This window comes from Vallicoccus soli (genome assembly GCF_003594885.1).
Lineage (GTDB): Bacteria > Actinomycetota > Actinomycetes > Motilibacterales > Motilibacteraceae > Vallicoccus > Vallicoccus soli.
The window spans coordinates 337,223-351,311 of sequence record NZ_QZEZ01000001.1 but is presented as its reverse complement, the minus strand read 5'-3'; the positions used below and the strand labels follow the sequence as shown (position 1 = coordinate 351,311).

The 14,089-nt window shown below is 78.2% G+C and carries 17 protein-coding genes; 4 read left to right on the top strand and 13 right to left on the bottom strand.

What is annotated here, in order from left to right; all coding sequences use genetic code 11:
- Positions 1–126: 126 nt before the first annotated feature.
- Positions 127–609, bottom strand: coding sequence for a 2-C-methyl-D-erythritol 2,4-cyclodiphosphate synthase (gene ispF / locus D5H78_RS01780; protein ID WP_119948678.1), 483 nt, complete (start codon positions 607–609; stop codon positions 127–129).
- Positions 610–644: 35 nt separating this feature from the next.
- On the opposite strand from ispF, the gene D5H78_RS01775 reads away from it, so the two are divergent.
- On the top strand, positions 645–1,436 hold the full coding sequence (locus D5H78_RS01775; protein ID WP_119948677.1) for an IspD/TarI family cytidylyltransferase: 792 nt from the start codon (positions 645–647) through the stop codon (positions 1,434–1,436).
- A 9-nt stretch (positions 1,437–1,445) separates the two neighbouring features.
- Here the strand turns inward: D5H78_RS01775 and D5H78_RS01770 are convergent, their stop codons facing one another.
- The 12 genes from D5H78_RS01770 to D5H78_RS01715 all read right to left on the bottom strand — a co-directional run bounded on the left by D5H78_RS01770 (position 1,446) and on the right by D5H78_RS01715 (position 11,363).
- Positions 1,446–2,114 carry a hypothetical protein gene (locus tag D5H78_RS01770; RefSeq protein ID WP_119948676.1) on the bottom strand — a complete coding sequence of 223 codons (669 nt, stop codon included), beginning with the start codon at positions 2,112–2,114 and terminating at the stop codon, positions 1,446–1,448.
- A 9-nt stretch (positions 2,115–2,123) separates the two neighbouring features.
- Entirely contained in the window at positions 2,124–2,639 is a 516-nt protein-coding gene (locus D5H78_RS01765; protein ID WP_119948675.1) for a SigE family RNA polymerase sigma factor, read from the bottom strand.
- A 108-nt stretch (positions 2,640–2,747) separates the two neighbouring features.
- Positions 2,748–3,056 carry a hypothetical protein gene (locus D5H78_RS01760; protein WP_119948674.1) on the bottom strand — a complete coding sequence of 103 codons (309 nt, stop codon included), beginning with the start codon at positions 3,054–3,056 and terminating at the stop codon, positions 2,748–2,750.
- Between the two features lie 23 nt (positions 3,057–3,079).
- The gene (locus tag D5H78_RS01755; RefSeq protein WP_218566116.1) at positions 3,080–3,820 is read right to left on the bottom strand and encodes an IspD/TarI family cytidylyltransferase; all 741 of its coding nucleotides are present in this window, start codon (positions 3,818–3,820) and stop codon (positions 3,080–3,082) included.
- The gene (locus D5H78_RS01750) at positions 3,817–4,791 is read right to left on the bottom strand and encodes a sugar-binding transcriptional regulator (protein WP_119948673.1); all 975 of its coding nucleotides are present in this window, start codon (positions 4,789–4,791) and stop codon (positions 3,817–3,819) included. The genes D5H78_RS01755 and D5H78_RS01750 overlap by 4 nt, the downstream gene beginning before the upstream one ends.
- Positions 4,792–4,820: 29 nt before the next feature.
- On the bottom strand, positions 4,821–5,297 hold the full coding sequence (locus tag D5H78_RS01745; protein ID WP_119948672.1) for a PTS sugar transporter subunit IIA: 477 nt from the start codon (positions 5,295–5,297) through the stop codon (positions 4,821–4,823).
- 63 nt (positions 5,298–5,360) lie between these two features.
- Positions 5,361–6,848 carry a PTS galactitol transporter subunit IIC gene (locus D5H78_RS01740; RefSeq protein ID WP_119948671.1) on the bottom strand — a complete coding sequence of 496 codons (1,488 nt, stop codon included), beginning with the start codon at positions 6,846–6,848 and terminating at the stop codon, positions 5,361–5,363.
- A 33-nt stretch (positions 6,849–6,881) separates the two neighbouring features.
- Entirely contained in the window at positions 6,882–7,166 is a 285-nt protein-coding gene (locus D5H78_RS01735; RefSeq protein ID WP_119948670.1) for a PTS sugar transporter subunit IIB, read from the bottom strand.
- 75 nt (positions 7,167–7,241) lie between these two features.
- Positions 7,242–8,486, bottom strand: coding sequence for a biotin/lipoyl-containing protein (locus tag D5H78_RS01730; RefSeq protein ID WP_119948669.1), 1,245 nt, complete (start codon positions 8,484–8,486; stop codon positions 7,242–7,244).
- A complete protein-coding gene (locus D5H78_RS01725; RefSeq protein ID WP_218566115.1) occupies positions 8,486–9,514 on the bottom strand; it encodes an alpha-ketoacid dehydrogenase subunit beta in 1,029 nt (342 codons plus the stop codon). The genes D5H78_RS01730 and D5H78_RS01725 overlap by 1 nt, the downstream gene beginning before the upstream one ends.
- The gene (locus D5H78_RS01720) at positions 9,511–10,551 is read right to left on the bottom strand and encodes a thiamine pyrophosphate-dependent dehydrogenase E1 component subunit alpha (protein ID WP_119949276.1); all 1,041 of its coding nucleotides are present in this window, start codon (positions 10,549–10,551) and stop codon (positions 9,511–9,513) included. The genes D5H78_RS01725 and D5H78_RS01720 overlap by 4 nt, the downstream gene beginning before the upstream one ends.
- Positions 10,552–10,880: 329 nt before the next feature.
- Positions 10,881–11,363 carry a CarD family transcriptional regulator gene (locus D5H78_RS01715; RefSeq protein WP_119948668.1) on the bottom strand — a complete coding sequence of 161 codons (483 nt, stop codon included), beginning with the start codon at positions 11,361–11,363 and terminating at the stop codon, positions 10,881–10,883.
- A gap of 180 nt (positions 11,364–11,543) precedes the next feature.
- On the opposite strand from D5H78_RS01715, the gene D5H78_RS01710 reads away from it, so the two are divergent.
- The 3 genes from D5H78_RS01710 (at position 11,544) to D5H78_RS01700 (ending at position 14,089) form a co-directional block, all read left to right on the top strand.
- Entirely contained in the window at positions 11,544–12,404 is an 861-nt protein-coding gene (locus D5H78_RS01710) for a hypothetical protein (protein ID WP_119948667.1), read from the top strand.
- A gap of 1 nt (position 12,405) precedes the next feature.
- On the top strand, positions 12,406–13,260 hold the full coding sequence (locus tag D5H78_RS01705; protein WP_119948666.1) for a UbiA family prenyltransferase: 855 nt from the start codon (positions 12,406–12,408) through the stop codon (positions 13,258–13,260).
- A gap of 169 nt (positions 13,261–13,429) precedes the next feature.
- Positions 13,430–14,089, top strand: a complete 660-nt coding sequence (locus D5H78_RS01700) for a hypothetical protein (protein ID WP_119948665.1) — start codon at positions 13,430–13,432, stop codon at positions 14,087–14,089.

The window sequence follows — 14,089 nt, the reverse complement described above, 5'->3', positions numbered from 1 at the left end:
GAGCCGCCTCGGCGCCTTCCGCGCATGATCACGGCAGGCGGGACCGCGCGGCAGGCGGGCCCGCGCGGCGGGCGGGACCGCGCGACAGGTACCGCGGCGGGTGCGGCCCCACACGCTCGGCGGGGCTCAGCCGCGCGCGACCACGAGGGCCGTGGCGAGCGCGGCGAGGCCCTCGCCGCGGCCGGTGAGCCCGAGACCGTCGGTCGTCGTCGCCGACAGGGTCACCCGCGCCCCGCAGGCCGCCGCGAGCGCCTCCTGCGCCTCGGCGCGCCGGCGCCCGAGCCGCGGGCGCTCCCCCACGACCTGCACGGCGACGTTGCCGAGCTCGTACCCGGCGGCACGGACCCGGCGCGCGGTCTCGGCGAGCAGGGCGGCGCCGGACGCGCCCGCCCAGGCCGGGTCGCTCGTACCGTACTGCGCGCCCAGGTCGCCCAGGCCGGCCGCGGACAGCAGCGCGTCGCAGGCCGCGTGCGCCGCGACGTCCCCGTCGGAGTGCCCGGCCAGCCCCTCCTCGCCGGGCCAGTGCAGCCCCGCGACCCAGAGCTCGCGGCCGGGGGCGAACGGGTGGACGTCGACGCCGAGGCCGACCAGCGGCAGGGGGTGCTCCACGGGCCAGCATCCAACCACCGCGCTAGGTTCTGCGGATGCCCACGACCGACCCCGGCGCCGCGCGACGTGCGCCGGCGCCCGGCCCGGGCGTGCCGGCGGTGGTCCCGGTCGAGCGCGACGACCCGGCGGCGCCCGGCGGCAGCGCGGCGCTGCGGGTGCTGCGCGGGCTGCCCCTCGTACGCCGGTCCGTCGCCGCGCTGCTCGCGGCCCGGCGGGTGGGCCGGGTCGTCGTGCCCACCGCGCCCGGGCTCGCGCTCGCGGTGGAGGAGGCGCTCGACGGGCTCGCGCCGGCGGTCCACGTGCTCGCCGTCACCCGCAGCGGACCCGGCGGGCAGGTGCTCGCCGCGCTCGACGCGGTGCTCGCCAGTGACGGGCCGGTGCCCGACGTCGTCGTCGTCCACGACCCGCTGCACCCGCTGGCCCCGCCGGACCTCGTCGACGCGGTCGTCGCCGCGCTCGACGAGCCGGCGCCGGACGGTGAGGCCTGGGGTGCGGCGGTCCCCGTACGACCGGTGACGGACACGCTGACCTGGGTCGACCCCGACGAGGTCGTGACCGGCCACGCCGACCGCTCGGCGTTCCGGATGGTCTACAGCCCGCAGGCGCACCGGACCGGCCCGCTGCACGAGGCGCTGCGCCGCGCCCCCCGTGCGGCGCTGCGCGCCGGCGGCGCGCACGTCCTGCCCGAGCTCGTGCAGGGCGGGGGCGGCGGGCGCCTGCGCTCGGTCCCGGCCCCCGGAGAGGTCTTCCGGGTCGCGACCGAGCAGGACCTCGTCATCGCCGACGCCGTGCTGCACGTCGGCGGGGACCCGCTCGCCCGCACCTGAGCGCAGGGCTCAGGGCAGGCAGTCGGGGAGCTCGAGGCCCTGCGCGCGCAGCTGCGCGTCGACCTCGCCCCGGGAGGCGGCGGGCTCGATGCCGCGCTCGCGCAGGCACGCGCGCAGGAGCTCGGTGGTGCCCGAGGCGTCGAGGACGGCGCCGGACGTCTGCCACACCAGGTCGACGAGGTAGTGCTCGCGGCGGTAGCACTCCTCGTCGGTGCCGTCCCGGACCGCCGCGTCGGGGACGCTGTAGTCGAACCGGTCGCCCGTGAGCTCCACGGGGCCCAGGTCGTAGCCGGCCGCGCCCATGCACGCGCGGTAACGCAGGAACGCGGCCCGGAACTCGTCCCGCGTGACGGTCCGGTCCGCCACCTCCGCGCGCTGCGCCGCCGACGCCCCCGACAGGTCGACGCCCCGCAGCGGGTCCACGTCGGGCCGGGCCGGGGGGGCCGCGGCGGGCGGGACGGCGGTCGTACGGGTCCCCGCGTCGCCCGCGACCACGGCGGGGACCGCCACCGCGCCCACGGCGGCGACGGCGGCCGCCGCCCCGGCGGTGACCGCGAGCCGTCGGCGGCGGCGGACCCGGCGCCCCGAGGCGAGGACCGCGGACAGCTCCAGGTCGAGGGGCGGCTCGTCGGCGACGGCGCGCCGCAGGCGCTGCGGGAGCTCGGACTCGTCCAGCACCGGGTCCTCCTAGGGGGTCACGTGGTCGTCGAGGGCGCCGTCCAGGGCGCGGCGCAGGCTGTCGAGCCCCCGCGCGGTGTTGCTCTTGACGGTGCCGGTGCTGCACCCGAGCAGCGCCGCGGTCCGCTCCACCGAGCAGTCCTCGAAGAAGCGCAGCACGAGGCACGCGCGCTGCCGCGGCGGCACCGCGCCCAGGGCGGCGACGAGCAGCAGCCGGTCGTCGGTCGAGCGGTGGTCGTGGTGCGGGAGCTCCGGCAGCTCCGCGGTCGCCCGCTCGCGCCGCCAGGCGCGGCGCTGCTCGTCGAGGAAGGCGTTGACGAGGGTCCGGCGCAGGTAGTCCTCCGCCGTGCCCAGGTCGACCAGCCGCGGCCAGGCGGCGTACACCTTGGCGAAGGCCGTCTGCGTGAGGTCCTCGGCGCGGTGCCAGTCACCGCACAGCAGGTACGCGACGCGGCGCAGCGCAACGGCGCGCCCGCCGAACAGCTCGGCGAACGCCCGGTCGCGCCGGTCCCTCTCGGATCCCACGACACCTCACACGGTCGGCGCGCCCCCGGGGTTGCACGGTCCTGCGGATCTGCGACGCAGAGGCGCACGATCGCCGCCGGGGAAGTGCATGATCGCCGCAGGGGCGGGTCAGCGGCGGGCGAGGGTCCGCAGCTCCTCGAGCAGCTTGCCGGGCTGGCGCAGGACGGCACCGGGCAGGGTCAGCAGGAACGTGGCGGGCTCGGTGAGCGCGCGGCGCACGAGCCGCTGCGGCTTGGTGAGCAGCCGGTGCTCGAGGTCGCGCAGGTACGTCGCCATGAGGTCGCGCTGCTCGTGGCGCACGACGTGCCCGCAGGCGGTGCAGCGGGTCGAGTGGAGCAGGCGCCCGACGACCACCAGCTCGTGCGGGGACTCCTGGCCGCAGGCCACGCAGGTCAGGACGGTCGTGCTGCGGTTCACGGCACCTCCCGGGCGGACGGCGGTCAGGCGAGCTGGTAGCGGTGCGCGGCGAGCAGCCGCTCGGCGAGGAAGAGGTCGTGGGGGTACGTCACCTTGAGGTTCTCGCGGCTGCCGGGCACCGCGCGCACCGCGAGGCCCCCGAAGCGCGTGACCGTGCTGCTCGTGTCGGTGCCCTCGACGCCGGCGCGGCCCGCGGCGGCGTACGCGTCGAGCAGCTCGGGGGCGCGGAACGCCTGGGGGGTCTGCACGCGCAGCAGGGCGCCCGGGTCGGGCCCCGGCGGCGGGCCGGGGTGCGGGTGGCCGTCGTCGAGCACCGGGAGCACCCCGGTGGCGGGCAGCGCGGGCACGCCGCCGCCCACGTCGGCGGCGGTGCGCACCACGGACCCCCAGAGCGACGGCCCGGCGAGGGGGCGGGCGCCGTCGTGGATGGCCACGACCTCGACCGCGCCGGAGCGCACGTCGGGGGCGAGCACGTCGAGCGCGGCCTGCTCCGAGGCGTGCCGGGTGCCGCCGCCGACGACGAGGCGCACCGGCAGGCGCACCTCGCGGCGCAGCGCCTCCTCGGCGAGCTCGCGGTCCTCGGGGCGGACCACGAGGACGTACGCCCCCACCTCCGGCACCGCCGACGCCCAGCGGAACGACCACGACACGACCCGCCGCCCGGCGAGCGGCAGGTAGACCTTGTTGAGCCCGGCGCCGACGCGGGTGCCGCTGCCGCCGGCGAGCACGACGACGGCCGCGCTCGGGCGGTGCGGCCCGCTCACGCCGGCACCGCCCGCTCGGTCGGCTGCGCCAGGACGCCCCGGGCCACGGCGTCGTCGCAGACGAGCACGTCGACGAGCCCGCCGGCCAGGGCCGCGGCCACCGCGTCGACCTTCTCCCGCCCGTGCACGACGCCCACCACGGTCGGCACCGCCCGCAGCTCGTCGAGCGTCACCGCGAGGACCCGGTCGTGCACCGGGCCGTGCACCTCCCGCCCGTGCGCGTCGAAGAACCGCGCCGCCACGTCGCCCACCGGCCCGGCGGCCTCGAAGGCCGCCCGCTCCTCGGGGCTCAGCGCGAGCGAGCGCAGGACGGCGCCGGAGGAGCCCCGCCCGACCGCGCCGATGCCGACGACGGCGAGGTCGGCGCGCCGTGCGGCGTCGAGCTGCTCCTGCACCGACCGCTCGGCGAGGAGGGTGTCGCGCGCGGTCGCGCTGGTGAGGACCGCCGGCGCGTGCAGGTAGCGGTAGCGGGCCTGCAGCCGCGCGGCGAGCTCGCGCACGAGCTCCTGGCCCGTCGTCGCGTGGTCGACGGCCGACAGGCCGCCGACGAGCTGCACGACCTCGACGGCGACCGGGGAGCCGGCGGGGACGGCGTACACGAGGTCCTGCAGCGCGCGCCCCCAGGACAGCGCGAGCACCATGCCGTCGCGCAGCGCCCCGCGCAGCCACTGCCAGGCGAGGGCCGCGACCCGGTCGCGGACGTGCAGGCCCGGCAGCGACGAGCGCACCGCGACCACGGCGGCGTCGAGCCCGTAGCGCGCGACGAGCGCCCGCTCGAGCTCGCCGTCGCGCCCGGCGGGGTCGTTGACCCGGATCTCGACGATGCCCTGCTCGAAGGCGGCGGTGAGCATGCGCGAGACGTTGGAGCGGCTCGTGCCGAGGCGGGCGGCGACCTCGTCCTGCGAGAGCCGCTCCTCGTAGTAGAGGCGCGCGGCGCGCAGCAGCACGTCGGGGTCGCGGGCGGCGGGCACCCGGGTCCTCCCCTCTCCCGTACGGCCCCTCAGGGTGCGGGGACCGCGCCGAGCAGCCCGTTGAGGCGCTCGGCCAGGCCGGCGGCGTCGTGGACGTCCTCGAGCCCGTCGGCCCAGTCCGGCCGCTGCAGCACCCCGACGAGCCGGGCGAGCAGCGGCACCTGCTGCGCCGGGTCGTCGACGAGGAGGACGAGCGCCAGCCTAACCGCGACCGTGCGCTCCCCGGTCGTGCCCATCTCCCCGAAGGCGACGGGCGGGTCGAGCAGCGCGGCCCCCAGCCCGGGCCGGCGCACGTGCTCGGGGTCGGCGTGCGGCAGGGCCACCGGTACGGGCGTGGGCAGGCCGGTGGGGAACGCGACCTCCCGCGCCAGGAGGGCCGCCTCGAACCCGTCGCCCACCCAGCCGGCCGCGTGGGCGCGGCGGGCCATGAGGGCGAGCAGCTCGGGCGCCGTGGCCGTGCGCGGGCGCACGACGCTGAGCTCGGGGACGACGGCGGTGCTGCTCACGGCGGCTCCTCCTGGCGCGGGCGGGACGGGGCGCGGGACGGGGCGCGGGACGGGGCGCGGGGCTCAGCCGCGCCCGCGGCGCCCGCGCCGCCCGGTGCGGGCGCCGCCGTCGGCGGCGGTGAGGTCGACGGTGCGGTCCGCCGGCCGCGACGGCGCGGGCACCGAGCCCGCCGCCGCGGCGGCCGCGTCGCCCGTCGCCTCGCGCCGGGCCACGTGCCGGGCGATCACCCAGGCGAAGGCGAGCGAGGCGAGGAGCAGGACCACCGGGCCCGCGGAGCCCACCTTGCCGCCGAGGTAGAGCAGGCCGGTCAGCGGGTTCGCGCCGTCGACGAGCGAGGAGAACTGCGAGGCGCCCTCGGGGGCCTGGAAGCCCGACGCGGTCGCCACGGTCGTGAACGTGGCCGACAGGCCGGTGGCGATGAAGAGGCCGCCGCCGATGACGAGGATGCCGCCGAGCACCGCGCGCACGATGTTGCCGCGGAAGATCGCCACCATGATCGCGACGATGAACGGGATCGTGGCCAGGTCGACGAGCGGGAGCACCTGGTTGCCGAGCGGCTCGAGCAGCAGCGCGGCGACGAGGGTCAGCGGGACGAGCAGCAGCGAGGTCGCGATGACGGCGGGCTGCCCGACGGCGATCGCGGAGTCCAGGCCGATGTAGAAGCGGCGGCCGGGGAAGCGGCGCTGCACGAACTCGCGGGCCGCCTCCGACACCGGGATGAGGCCCTCCATGAGGATGGCGACCATGCGCGGGAGGATGAGCATGACCGCCGCGACGTTGATGCCGAGCTGCAGGATCGCGATGGAGTCGGCGCGCGGGTCGTCCAGGCCGTAGCCGGCCAGGCCCAGCACCAGGCCGATGACGAGCCCGAGGAAGATCGACTCGCCGAGGACGCCGTACCGCTTCTGGATGCTGTCCGGGTCGGCCTTCCACGAGCGCACGCCCGGGACGCGGTCGAAGAGGGCGTTGAGCGGGATGGCGAAGAGGACGTACGGCGCGCTGGTGCCGTGCGGGAAGGTGATGTCCGGCAGGCCGTAGTACTTCTGCACCACCGGCGCGCACCAGTCGGCGAGCGCGAGGGTGACGACCATGGCGGCGGCGGCGGTGACGAGGCCCAGGACGTACGAGTCGGTCACGGCCGCGACGAGCGCGCCCGAGAGCGCGAAGTGCCAGTAGTTCCACAGGTCGATGTCGAAGGTGCGGGTCAGCCCGGTGACGAGCAGGACGACGTTGAGCACGAGGCACAGCGGGATGACCGCCGCCCCCACCGACGAACCGAAGGCGATGGCCGCGCTGGAGGGCCAGCCGACGTCGACGACGGACAGGTCGAGGTCGAAGCGCTCGGCGAGCGCCTGCGCCACCGGCGAGACCGCGGTGCCCAGCAGCCCGATGACCAGGCCGATGCCCACGAAGCCGATGCCGATGAGCAGGCCGGAGCGCAGCGCGCGCCCGGGCTTCTGCCCGAGGACCAGCGCGAACACGGTGATGAGGACCGGCAGGACGACGGACGCCCCGAGGTCGGTGAGGTAGTCCGAGACGGCTTCGAGCATCGTCGCTCTCCTTGGGCTCGGGCCCCTGCGGCGTCAGCGCTGCAGGTGGCCCACGATCTCGTCGAGGGTGGCGTCGAGGCCGACGCCGGTGAGGAACGGCAGGCCGGCCACGACCGGCACCGTGACGCTGGCGGGCACCTGGGTCGTGGCGACGACGAGGTCGGCGTCCGCGGAGCCGCTCACGAGGTCCATGACCTTGCCCTGGCGGACGGTGACGTCGAGGCCGCGCTCGGCGCAGTGCTCCTTGACCTTCGTCGCCACGACGGTCGACGTGGCGACCCCCGTGCCGCAGATGACGAGCACGCTCTTGGTGGCCACGCTGCCTCCGGTCCTCACCTACGTGACGCGCATCTCACGTCCGTGCGGCGATGGTGGGGCCTCGGCGGCCCGCCGTCAAGCACCCGCGCGGGGCACCGCCAGGCGCGCCGCGACGCGGGCGACGAGCCCGGCGAGGTCGTGCTCGCTGCGCGTACGGGCCCCACCGCTGGCCGTCACCGTCGTGGCGCTGCGGACCGCGACGCCGCCCGCGAGCGCGACCACCCGGTCCGCCGGGGCGGCCACCGCGAGCGAGAGCAGGGTGCCCGGCCGGGCGGGTACGACCGCCCGGTTCACCCCCTCGACGAGCGCGACCGTGGCGTCGGGCGGGGCCAGCAGGCGCACGTCGACCCGCCCCTCGCGGGCCCCCTGCGCCCCGGCCTCGAGCAGCCCGCCCAGGGCGGCGGCGTCGAGCGCGTGGGCCGCCGCGACGGTGAGCACGACCGGCCCGGCGGGCGAGGGGACGACGAGCCCGACCCGCGGGTCGTCGCGCACCGGCTCGGGACCGGCCTCCGCGAGCGCCGCCGCGAGCGCCGCCACCGCCCGCGCGGCCAGCAGCGGCGACCCGCCCCCGGCCGGGCCGAGGACGACCTCGCGCTCGACGACCACCGGCGCCGCCGGGCCGCGGGGGTGCAGGTCCGCCGCGAGGAGCGGCGGCGGAGCCGGCGCGGGCAGCGCCGCGGCCGCGGGCGCCGCCGCCGCGGGGGGTGGCGGCGCGGGCCGGGCGGCACCGGGCACCGGGGTCGGCTCCGGGACGGGGGCGGGGCGCTGCTCCGGGACGTCCCCGAGCATCACCGCCCCGCCGGGGCCACTGCCCGCGAGCGCGGCGAGGTCCAGGCCCCGCTCGGCCGCGAGCCGCCGGGCGCCGGGCATCGCGCGCACCGGCGTCCAGGGCTCCGGGCCCCCGCCGGGCGAGGGCGGCCCGCCAGGGCCGGCGCCGGCGGGGCCGGCGCCGGCGGGGGCGAGCGCCGGGTCGGGGGCCGCACCGGCGTCGCCCGCGGCGTCGGGGGCGGGCGCCGGTGCGGGTCCAGGGGCGGCCGCGGGGCCGTCGTCGCCGAAGAGACCGGCCATGAGGCCCTCCTCGGCGGCCTCGACCCAGGCCAGCGGGGCGCCGACGGCGACGACGTCGCCCTCGGCGGCCTCGAGCGAGACGACGGTCCCCGACGCCGTCGCCTCGACCTCCATGTCGACCTTGTCGGTGAGGACCTCGCAGACGACCTGGCCCTCGACCACCTCGTCCCCGACGGCGACGTGCCAGGTGGCGAGCTCGCCCTCCTGCATCGTCATCGACATCTTGGGCATGACGAGCGCCGCGCGCGGCATCAGCCCACCCCCGCCAGGCGCACCGCCGCGGCGACCACGTCGTCGACCTGCGGCACGACCGCCCGCTCGAGCTGGGGGGCGTACGGGATCGGGGTGTCCAGCCCGCACAGCCGGGCGACGGGGGCGCGCAGCCGGTAGACCGCGTCCGACTCGACGATCCGCGCGGCGACCTCGGCCATGAAGCCGACGTGCCGCGGCGCCTCCTGCACGAGCAGCGCCCGCCCGGTGGCCTCGACCTCGCGCAGGACGGTGGGCGCGTCGAAGGGGCTCAGCGTGCGCACGTCGACGACGCTCGCCGAGACGCCCTCCCCCGCCAGGCGCTCGGCCGCCTCGAGGCAGCGGCCCACCATGACGCCGGTGGCGACCATGGTGAGGTCGCCGCCCCGGCGCGGGACCGCGGCGACGCCCAGGGGCACCCGTACGGCCTCCTCGGGCACCGGCCCGGAGGCCTTGTAGAGCAGCTTGTGCTCGAGCACGACGACCGGGTCGGGGTCGTCGATCGCGCTGAGCAGCAGGCCCTTCGCGTCGGCGGCGGTGGCCGGCATGACGACCTTGAGCCCGGGGGTGTGCGCGAACCAGGCCTCGAGGCTCTGCGAGTGCTGCCCGGCCGCGCCGGTGCCCGAGCCGCCCGGCGCGCGCAGCACCATCGGCACGTGCGCGGCGCCGCCGAGCATGAAGTGGATCTTCGCAGCCTGGTTGACGATCTGGTCCATCGCCTGGCACGTGAAGTCGGAGAACTGGATCTCCACCACGGGGCGCAGGCCGGCCATCGCCGCCCCGACGCCGGCGCCGACGAAGCCCAGCTCGGAGATGGGGGTGTCGACGACCCGCTCCGGGCCGAACCGGTGGAACAGGTCGCCGGAGACGCCGAACGCGCCGCCGTACACGCCGACGTCCTCGCCCATGAGGAGCACGCGCTCGTCCTCGGCCATCGCCTGGCCGAGCGCCTCGCGCACCGCCTCGGCGTACGTCAGCGTGCGGGCGTCCGCGGCGCCGGCCGCCGCCGTCCCGTCGAGCACGGCCGTCACCGGGCCACCCCCTCGCGGCGGGCGTCGGTGCCCACGGGCTGCCAGAACACCGCCGCCGGCAGGTCCCCGAGCAGGTCCGCGGGGTCCGCGTCGGGCGCCGCCATCGCCTGGCGCACCGCGTCGCGCACCGCGTCGCGCACCGCGTCCCGCACGGCCGCGACGTCCTCCTCGCCGACGCCGGGGCACGCCTCGACCAGCCGCCGCTCGAAGCGCGTCACCGGGTCGAGCGCCCGCCACTCCTCGATCTCCTCGCGGGTGCGGTAGAGGTTCTTGTCGCTCTTGGAGTGGCCCTTCCAGCGGTACGTCACGCACTCCAGCAGCGTCGGGCCCTCCCCCGCGCGGGCCCGGGCCACCGCCTCGGTCGCCGCGGCGTGCACCGCGTCGACGTCGTTGCCGTCGACCCGCACCCCGGGGAACCCGTACGCCGCCGCCCGCTCGGCGATCGTCGCGACCGCCATCGACCGCTCGGTCGAGAAGCTCATGCCGTACTTGTTGTTCTCGCAGACCAGGACGACCGGCAGCTTCCAGATCGCTGCGAGGTTCGCCGCCTCGTGGAAGGCGCCCTCGTTGGTCGCGCCGTCGCCGAAGAAGCTCACCGCGACGCGCCCGGTGCGCAGCCGCTGCTGGGCCAGCGCCGCGCCGACCGCGATCGGCACCCCGCCGCCGACGATGCCGTTCGCGCCGAGGTTGCCGCGCGCCGCGTCGGCGATGTGCATCGAGCCGCCGCGGCCCCGGCAGTAGCCGGTGTCCTTGGCGAGCAGCTCGGCCATCATCGGCACCAGCTCGGCGCCCTTGGCGATGCAGTGGCCGTGACCGCGGTGGGTCGAGGCGATGAGGTCGTCCTCGCGCAGCGCGGAGCAGACGCCCGTGGCGCTCGCCTCCTGCCCGATCGACAGGTGCATCGTCCCGTGCATCATCCCGCGCGCGAAGAGGTCGTCGACCGCCTCCTCGAACCGCCGGACCGTCCACAGCGTGCGCAGCGTCGCGAGCCCGGTGGCGCGGTCGCCGGAGAGCGGCGGGCGCGGCGGCTCGGGCACCGGTGGGCGCCCGGCGGGCGCGGTGGGGCTGGCGGTGGTCGTCACGAGGAGCCTCCCGAGGGAGTCGGCAGCAGTGCATCTGCACGTGCGTGCAGACGTGCGTCACGTCGGCCTCGCGATTGCAGCACGGATGTGCAGGAGGCGCAAGGGTGTGCAGATGCTCACGCCACCCGCGCACGATCGCGGCGGGCGGGGCGACGGGCCGGGGGGCAGGGACCGGACGGGACCGGACGGGGCCGGGGTGCCGGGGACGGCGGGCCGGGAACGACGACGGCGCCGGCAGCCCCGTGGGGCTGCCGGCGCCGTGGGCGTCGAGCGGGCGGGTGCGCCTAGGAGGCGAGCACCTCGTCGAGGACGGTCTCGGCCTTGTCCTCGTTGGTGTTCTCGGCGAGCGCGAGCTCGGAGACCAGGATCTGCCGGGCCTTGGCGAGCATGCGCTTCTCGCCGGCGGAGAGCCCGCGGTCCTTGTCGCGGCGCCAGAGGTCGCGCACGACCTCGGCGACCTTGATGACGTCGCCGCTGGCGAGCTTCTCCAGGTTGGCCTTGTAGCGCCGCGACCAGTTGGTCGGCTCCTCGGTGTGCGGGGCGCGCAGCACCTCGAAGACGCGGTCGAGGCCGTCCTGGCCCACGACGTCGCGGACGCCGACGAGGTCGACGTTGTCCGCGGGGACGCGGACGGTGAGGTCGCCCTGGGCGACCTTGAGCACGAGGTAGAGCCGCTCCTCGCCCTTGATGGTCCGGGTCTCGATGGCCTCGATCAGTGCAGCCCCGTGGTGCGGGTAGACGACGGTCTCGCCGACGGTGAACGTCATGTGCCAAGTCCCCTTTCGCGGCCTCCAGAGTAGCACGGTCCTCACCGGCCTCCAGGGGTCGCGCGCGACGTTTCCGCAGGTCAGGGGCTTGACAGATCCCCCGAGCCCGTGCTGGGACCCCTCCCGGGGCCCGCGAGCGGGGGGCGCGGCGACGGTCGATACTGGGGTCGTGAGCTGCGCATGAGCCGGCACGACGGGCCCGGCGAGGGCGAGGACGACCCGCGCCGCGAGGGCGCGGGGGGCGCCCCGGACGACCCGCTCGCGGGCCTGCGCGTGCCCGACGACCCGCGCGAGCTCGAGGCCGACCGCACGGCCTGGGTCGCCGAGCTCGTCGAGCGCGAGCGGGCCCGGCGCCGGGACCGCCGCCGCGCGCGGCTGGCGGGCTGGGCCGGCGGCGCGACCGGGCGGACCGCCGGCGGGGCCCGGGGCGCGGGCGGCGAGGGGGCCGTGCGCCGCTCGGGCCTCGGGCCCCTGCTGGCCCTCGGGGCGCTCGCCGTGGTCGTCGTGGCGCTGCTGACCAGCGTCCTCGGCCCGGGGGCGCAGCAGCGCCCGCAGGCCGCTCCGCTGGCCAGCACCGGCGCGCCCCCCGGCACGGTGGGCGGGCTGCTGCCCGACGCGGAGGTCCGCTCGCTCGTCGCGGGCACCCGGCGCAGCGCCCAGTCGCTGCGCCCGGGGGTCGTGGCCCTGGTCCCCGCGGCCTGCGACTGCCCCGACCTGGTCCGCCGGCTCGACGTGCTGGCCTCGCGCGCCGGCGTGCGGCTGTGGCTCGTGGCCCAGGAGGGCGAGGGCCGCGCCGTCGAGCAGGCCTCGGCCGCGGCGACCGGCGCCCGGGCCCTCGTGCAGGAGGACGTCGACGGGGCCCTGCTCACCGCCCTGCAGGAGGCGCCCGGCGCCGTCGCGGCGACGGCCGACCCGCTCGGGGCGACCGTCCTCGTCGTCGGCCCGGACGGCGTCGTCGACGCCCTGGTGCCCGACGCGCAGGCCGAGGGCGCGCTCGAGCAGCGGCTCGGCCCGGCGCTCGCGGGCCTCGGGCGCGGCTGACGTGGCGCGCGGTCCCGCGGCACCCGCGCCCGCCGCCCCGTCCACCGCGCGGGCCCTGCTCCTGTCCTGCCACCCGGTGCCCACGGCGGCCGTCACCGCGCTGACGACGTCGCTGGGCGCCGCCGTGGGGCTCGCCGCGGCCGACCTCGCGCTCCTCGCCGCCGCGGTGCTCACGGGGCAGCTCTCCGTGGGCTGGTCCAACGACCTGCTGGACCGGCGGCGCGACGCGACGACCGCCCGCGCCGACAAGCCGCTGGCCGCCGCGGGCGCCCCCGTGCGCGCGGCCGCGGTCGCGACCGCCCTCGCGCTGGCCGCGGCGCTCCCCCCGAGCCTCGCCCTCGGCGCCGCCGCGGGGGCCGCGCACCTCGGCTTCGTCGCGAGCGCCTGGGCCTACAACCTCGGCCTCAAGGCCGGGCCGCTGTCGTGGCTCCCCTACGCCACGGGCTTCGGGCTGCTGCCCGCCGTCCCGGTGCTCGCCGCGGGCGCCGCCCCGCCGGCCTGGCTGTGCGCCGCCGGCGCGCTGCTCGGCGTCGGGGCCCACCTGTTCAACGCGCTGCCGGACGTCGAGGACGACGAGGGGACGGGCGTACGGGGCCTGCCCGTCCGGCTCGGCCGCGCCGCCGGCCGGCTGCTCGGCTGCCTGCTGCTCGTCGCGGCGGTCGCCGTCCTCGCCCTGCTCCCGCCCGGGCCCGCCGGCCCGGCGGGCTGGGCCGCCCTCGCCGCCGGCGGGGGGCTCGCGGTCGCGGCGGCGCTCGACGGGGGGGCCCGCGGCTCCCGGCGGGGGTTCGTGCTCGCCGTCGGCACCGCAGCGGTCGGGGTCGCGCTGCTGGCGGCCCGTACGGCCTCCCTCGGCTGACCCGACTGCTCGCCCGCGCCCGACCCCCCGCGCCGACCCGGCGCGTCCCGGTGGGCGCCCCCTCACCGACCGTCGGTACGCTCTGCGCAGCGGGGCGGACCGCACCACGGCCCGCCGGGGGCGTCCCCGCCGCACCGCCCCGGCCGAGCGCACCGAGGAGACCGACGACGTGAGCACCCGCCGCCGCACCGCACTCGCGGGCGCCCTGCTCGTGCCGGCGCTGGCCGCGTGCGGCACCAACCCCGAGACCTCGGCCGTCACCCGCAACTACGCCCCCGCCGACGGCGTGCAGGCGATCCTCGGCGACCTGCGGGTGCTCAACGCGCTCGTCGTGGAGCCCGCGGAGGAGGGCGGCACCGCGATCCTCTCGATGACGATCACGGCCGGCGACCAGGGCGACACGCTCCAGGACGTGACCGTCAGCGACGCGACCGCGCGCATCGAGGGCGAGACCGAGGTCGCCGCCGGCTCCTCGGTCCGCTACGGGGCGCCGAGCTCCACCGACCAGATCCTCCTCGAGGACTTCCAGGGCCCCGTCGGCGGCAACGTCGAGCTGACCCTCCTCTTCGAGGAGGCCGGCAGCGTCGTGCTCAACCCGCCCGTCGTCGCCCCCACGGGCTACTACGAGGGCCTCACCGCCGACCAGCTCGTGAGCCCGACCCCGGGCCCGCTGCCGACGCCGACGCTCGCCCCGACCCCGGGCGCCACCCAGGAGGAGCCGGCCGTGGGCCGCGAGGAGGGCGAGGAGGTCTCCGAGCCGACCGCGGAGCCCAGCGGCGAGCAGACCCCCGAGTCCAGCGCCGAGCCCACGCCCGACGCCACCCCCTGA

Coding starts and splice junctions, on each gene's coding strand:
- D5H78_RS01775 (WP_119948677.1), top strand. CDS start 645: ATGCCCACGACCGACCCCGGCGCCGCGCGACGTGCGCCGGCGCCCGGC.
- D5H78_RS01740 (WP_119948671.1), bottom strand. CDS start 6,848: ATGCTCGAAGCCGTCTCGGACTACCTCACCGACCTCGGGGCGTCCGTC.
- D5H78_RS01730 (WP_119948669.1), bottom strand. CDS start 8,486: ATGCCGCGCGCGGCGCTCGTCATGCCCAAGATGTCGATGACGATGCAG.
- D5H78_RS01715 (WP_119948668.1), bottom strand. CDS start 11,363: ATGACGTTCACCGTCGGCGAGACCGTCGTCTACCCGCACCACGGGGCT.
- D5H78_RS01710 (WP_119948667.1), top strand. CDS start 11,544: ATGAGCCGGCACGACGGGCCCGGCGAGGGCGAGGACGACCCGCGCCGC.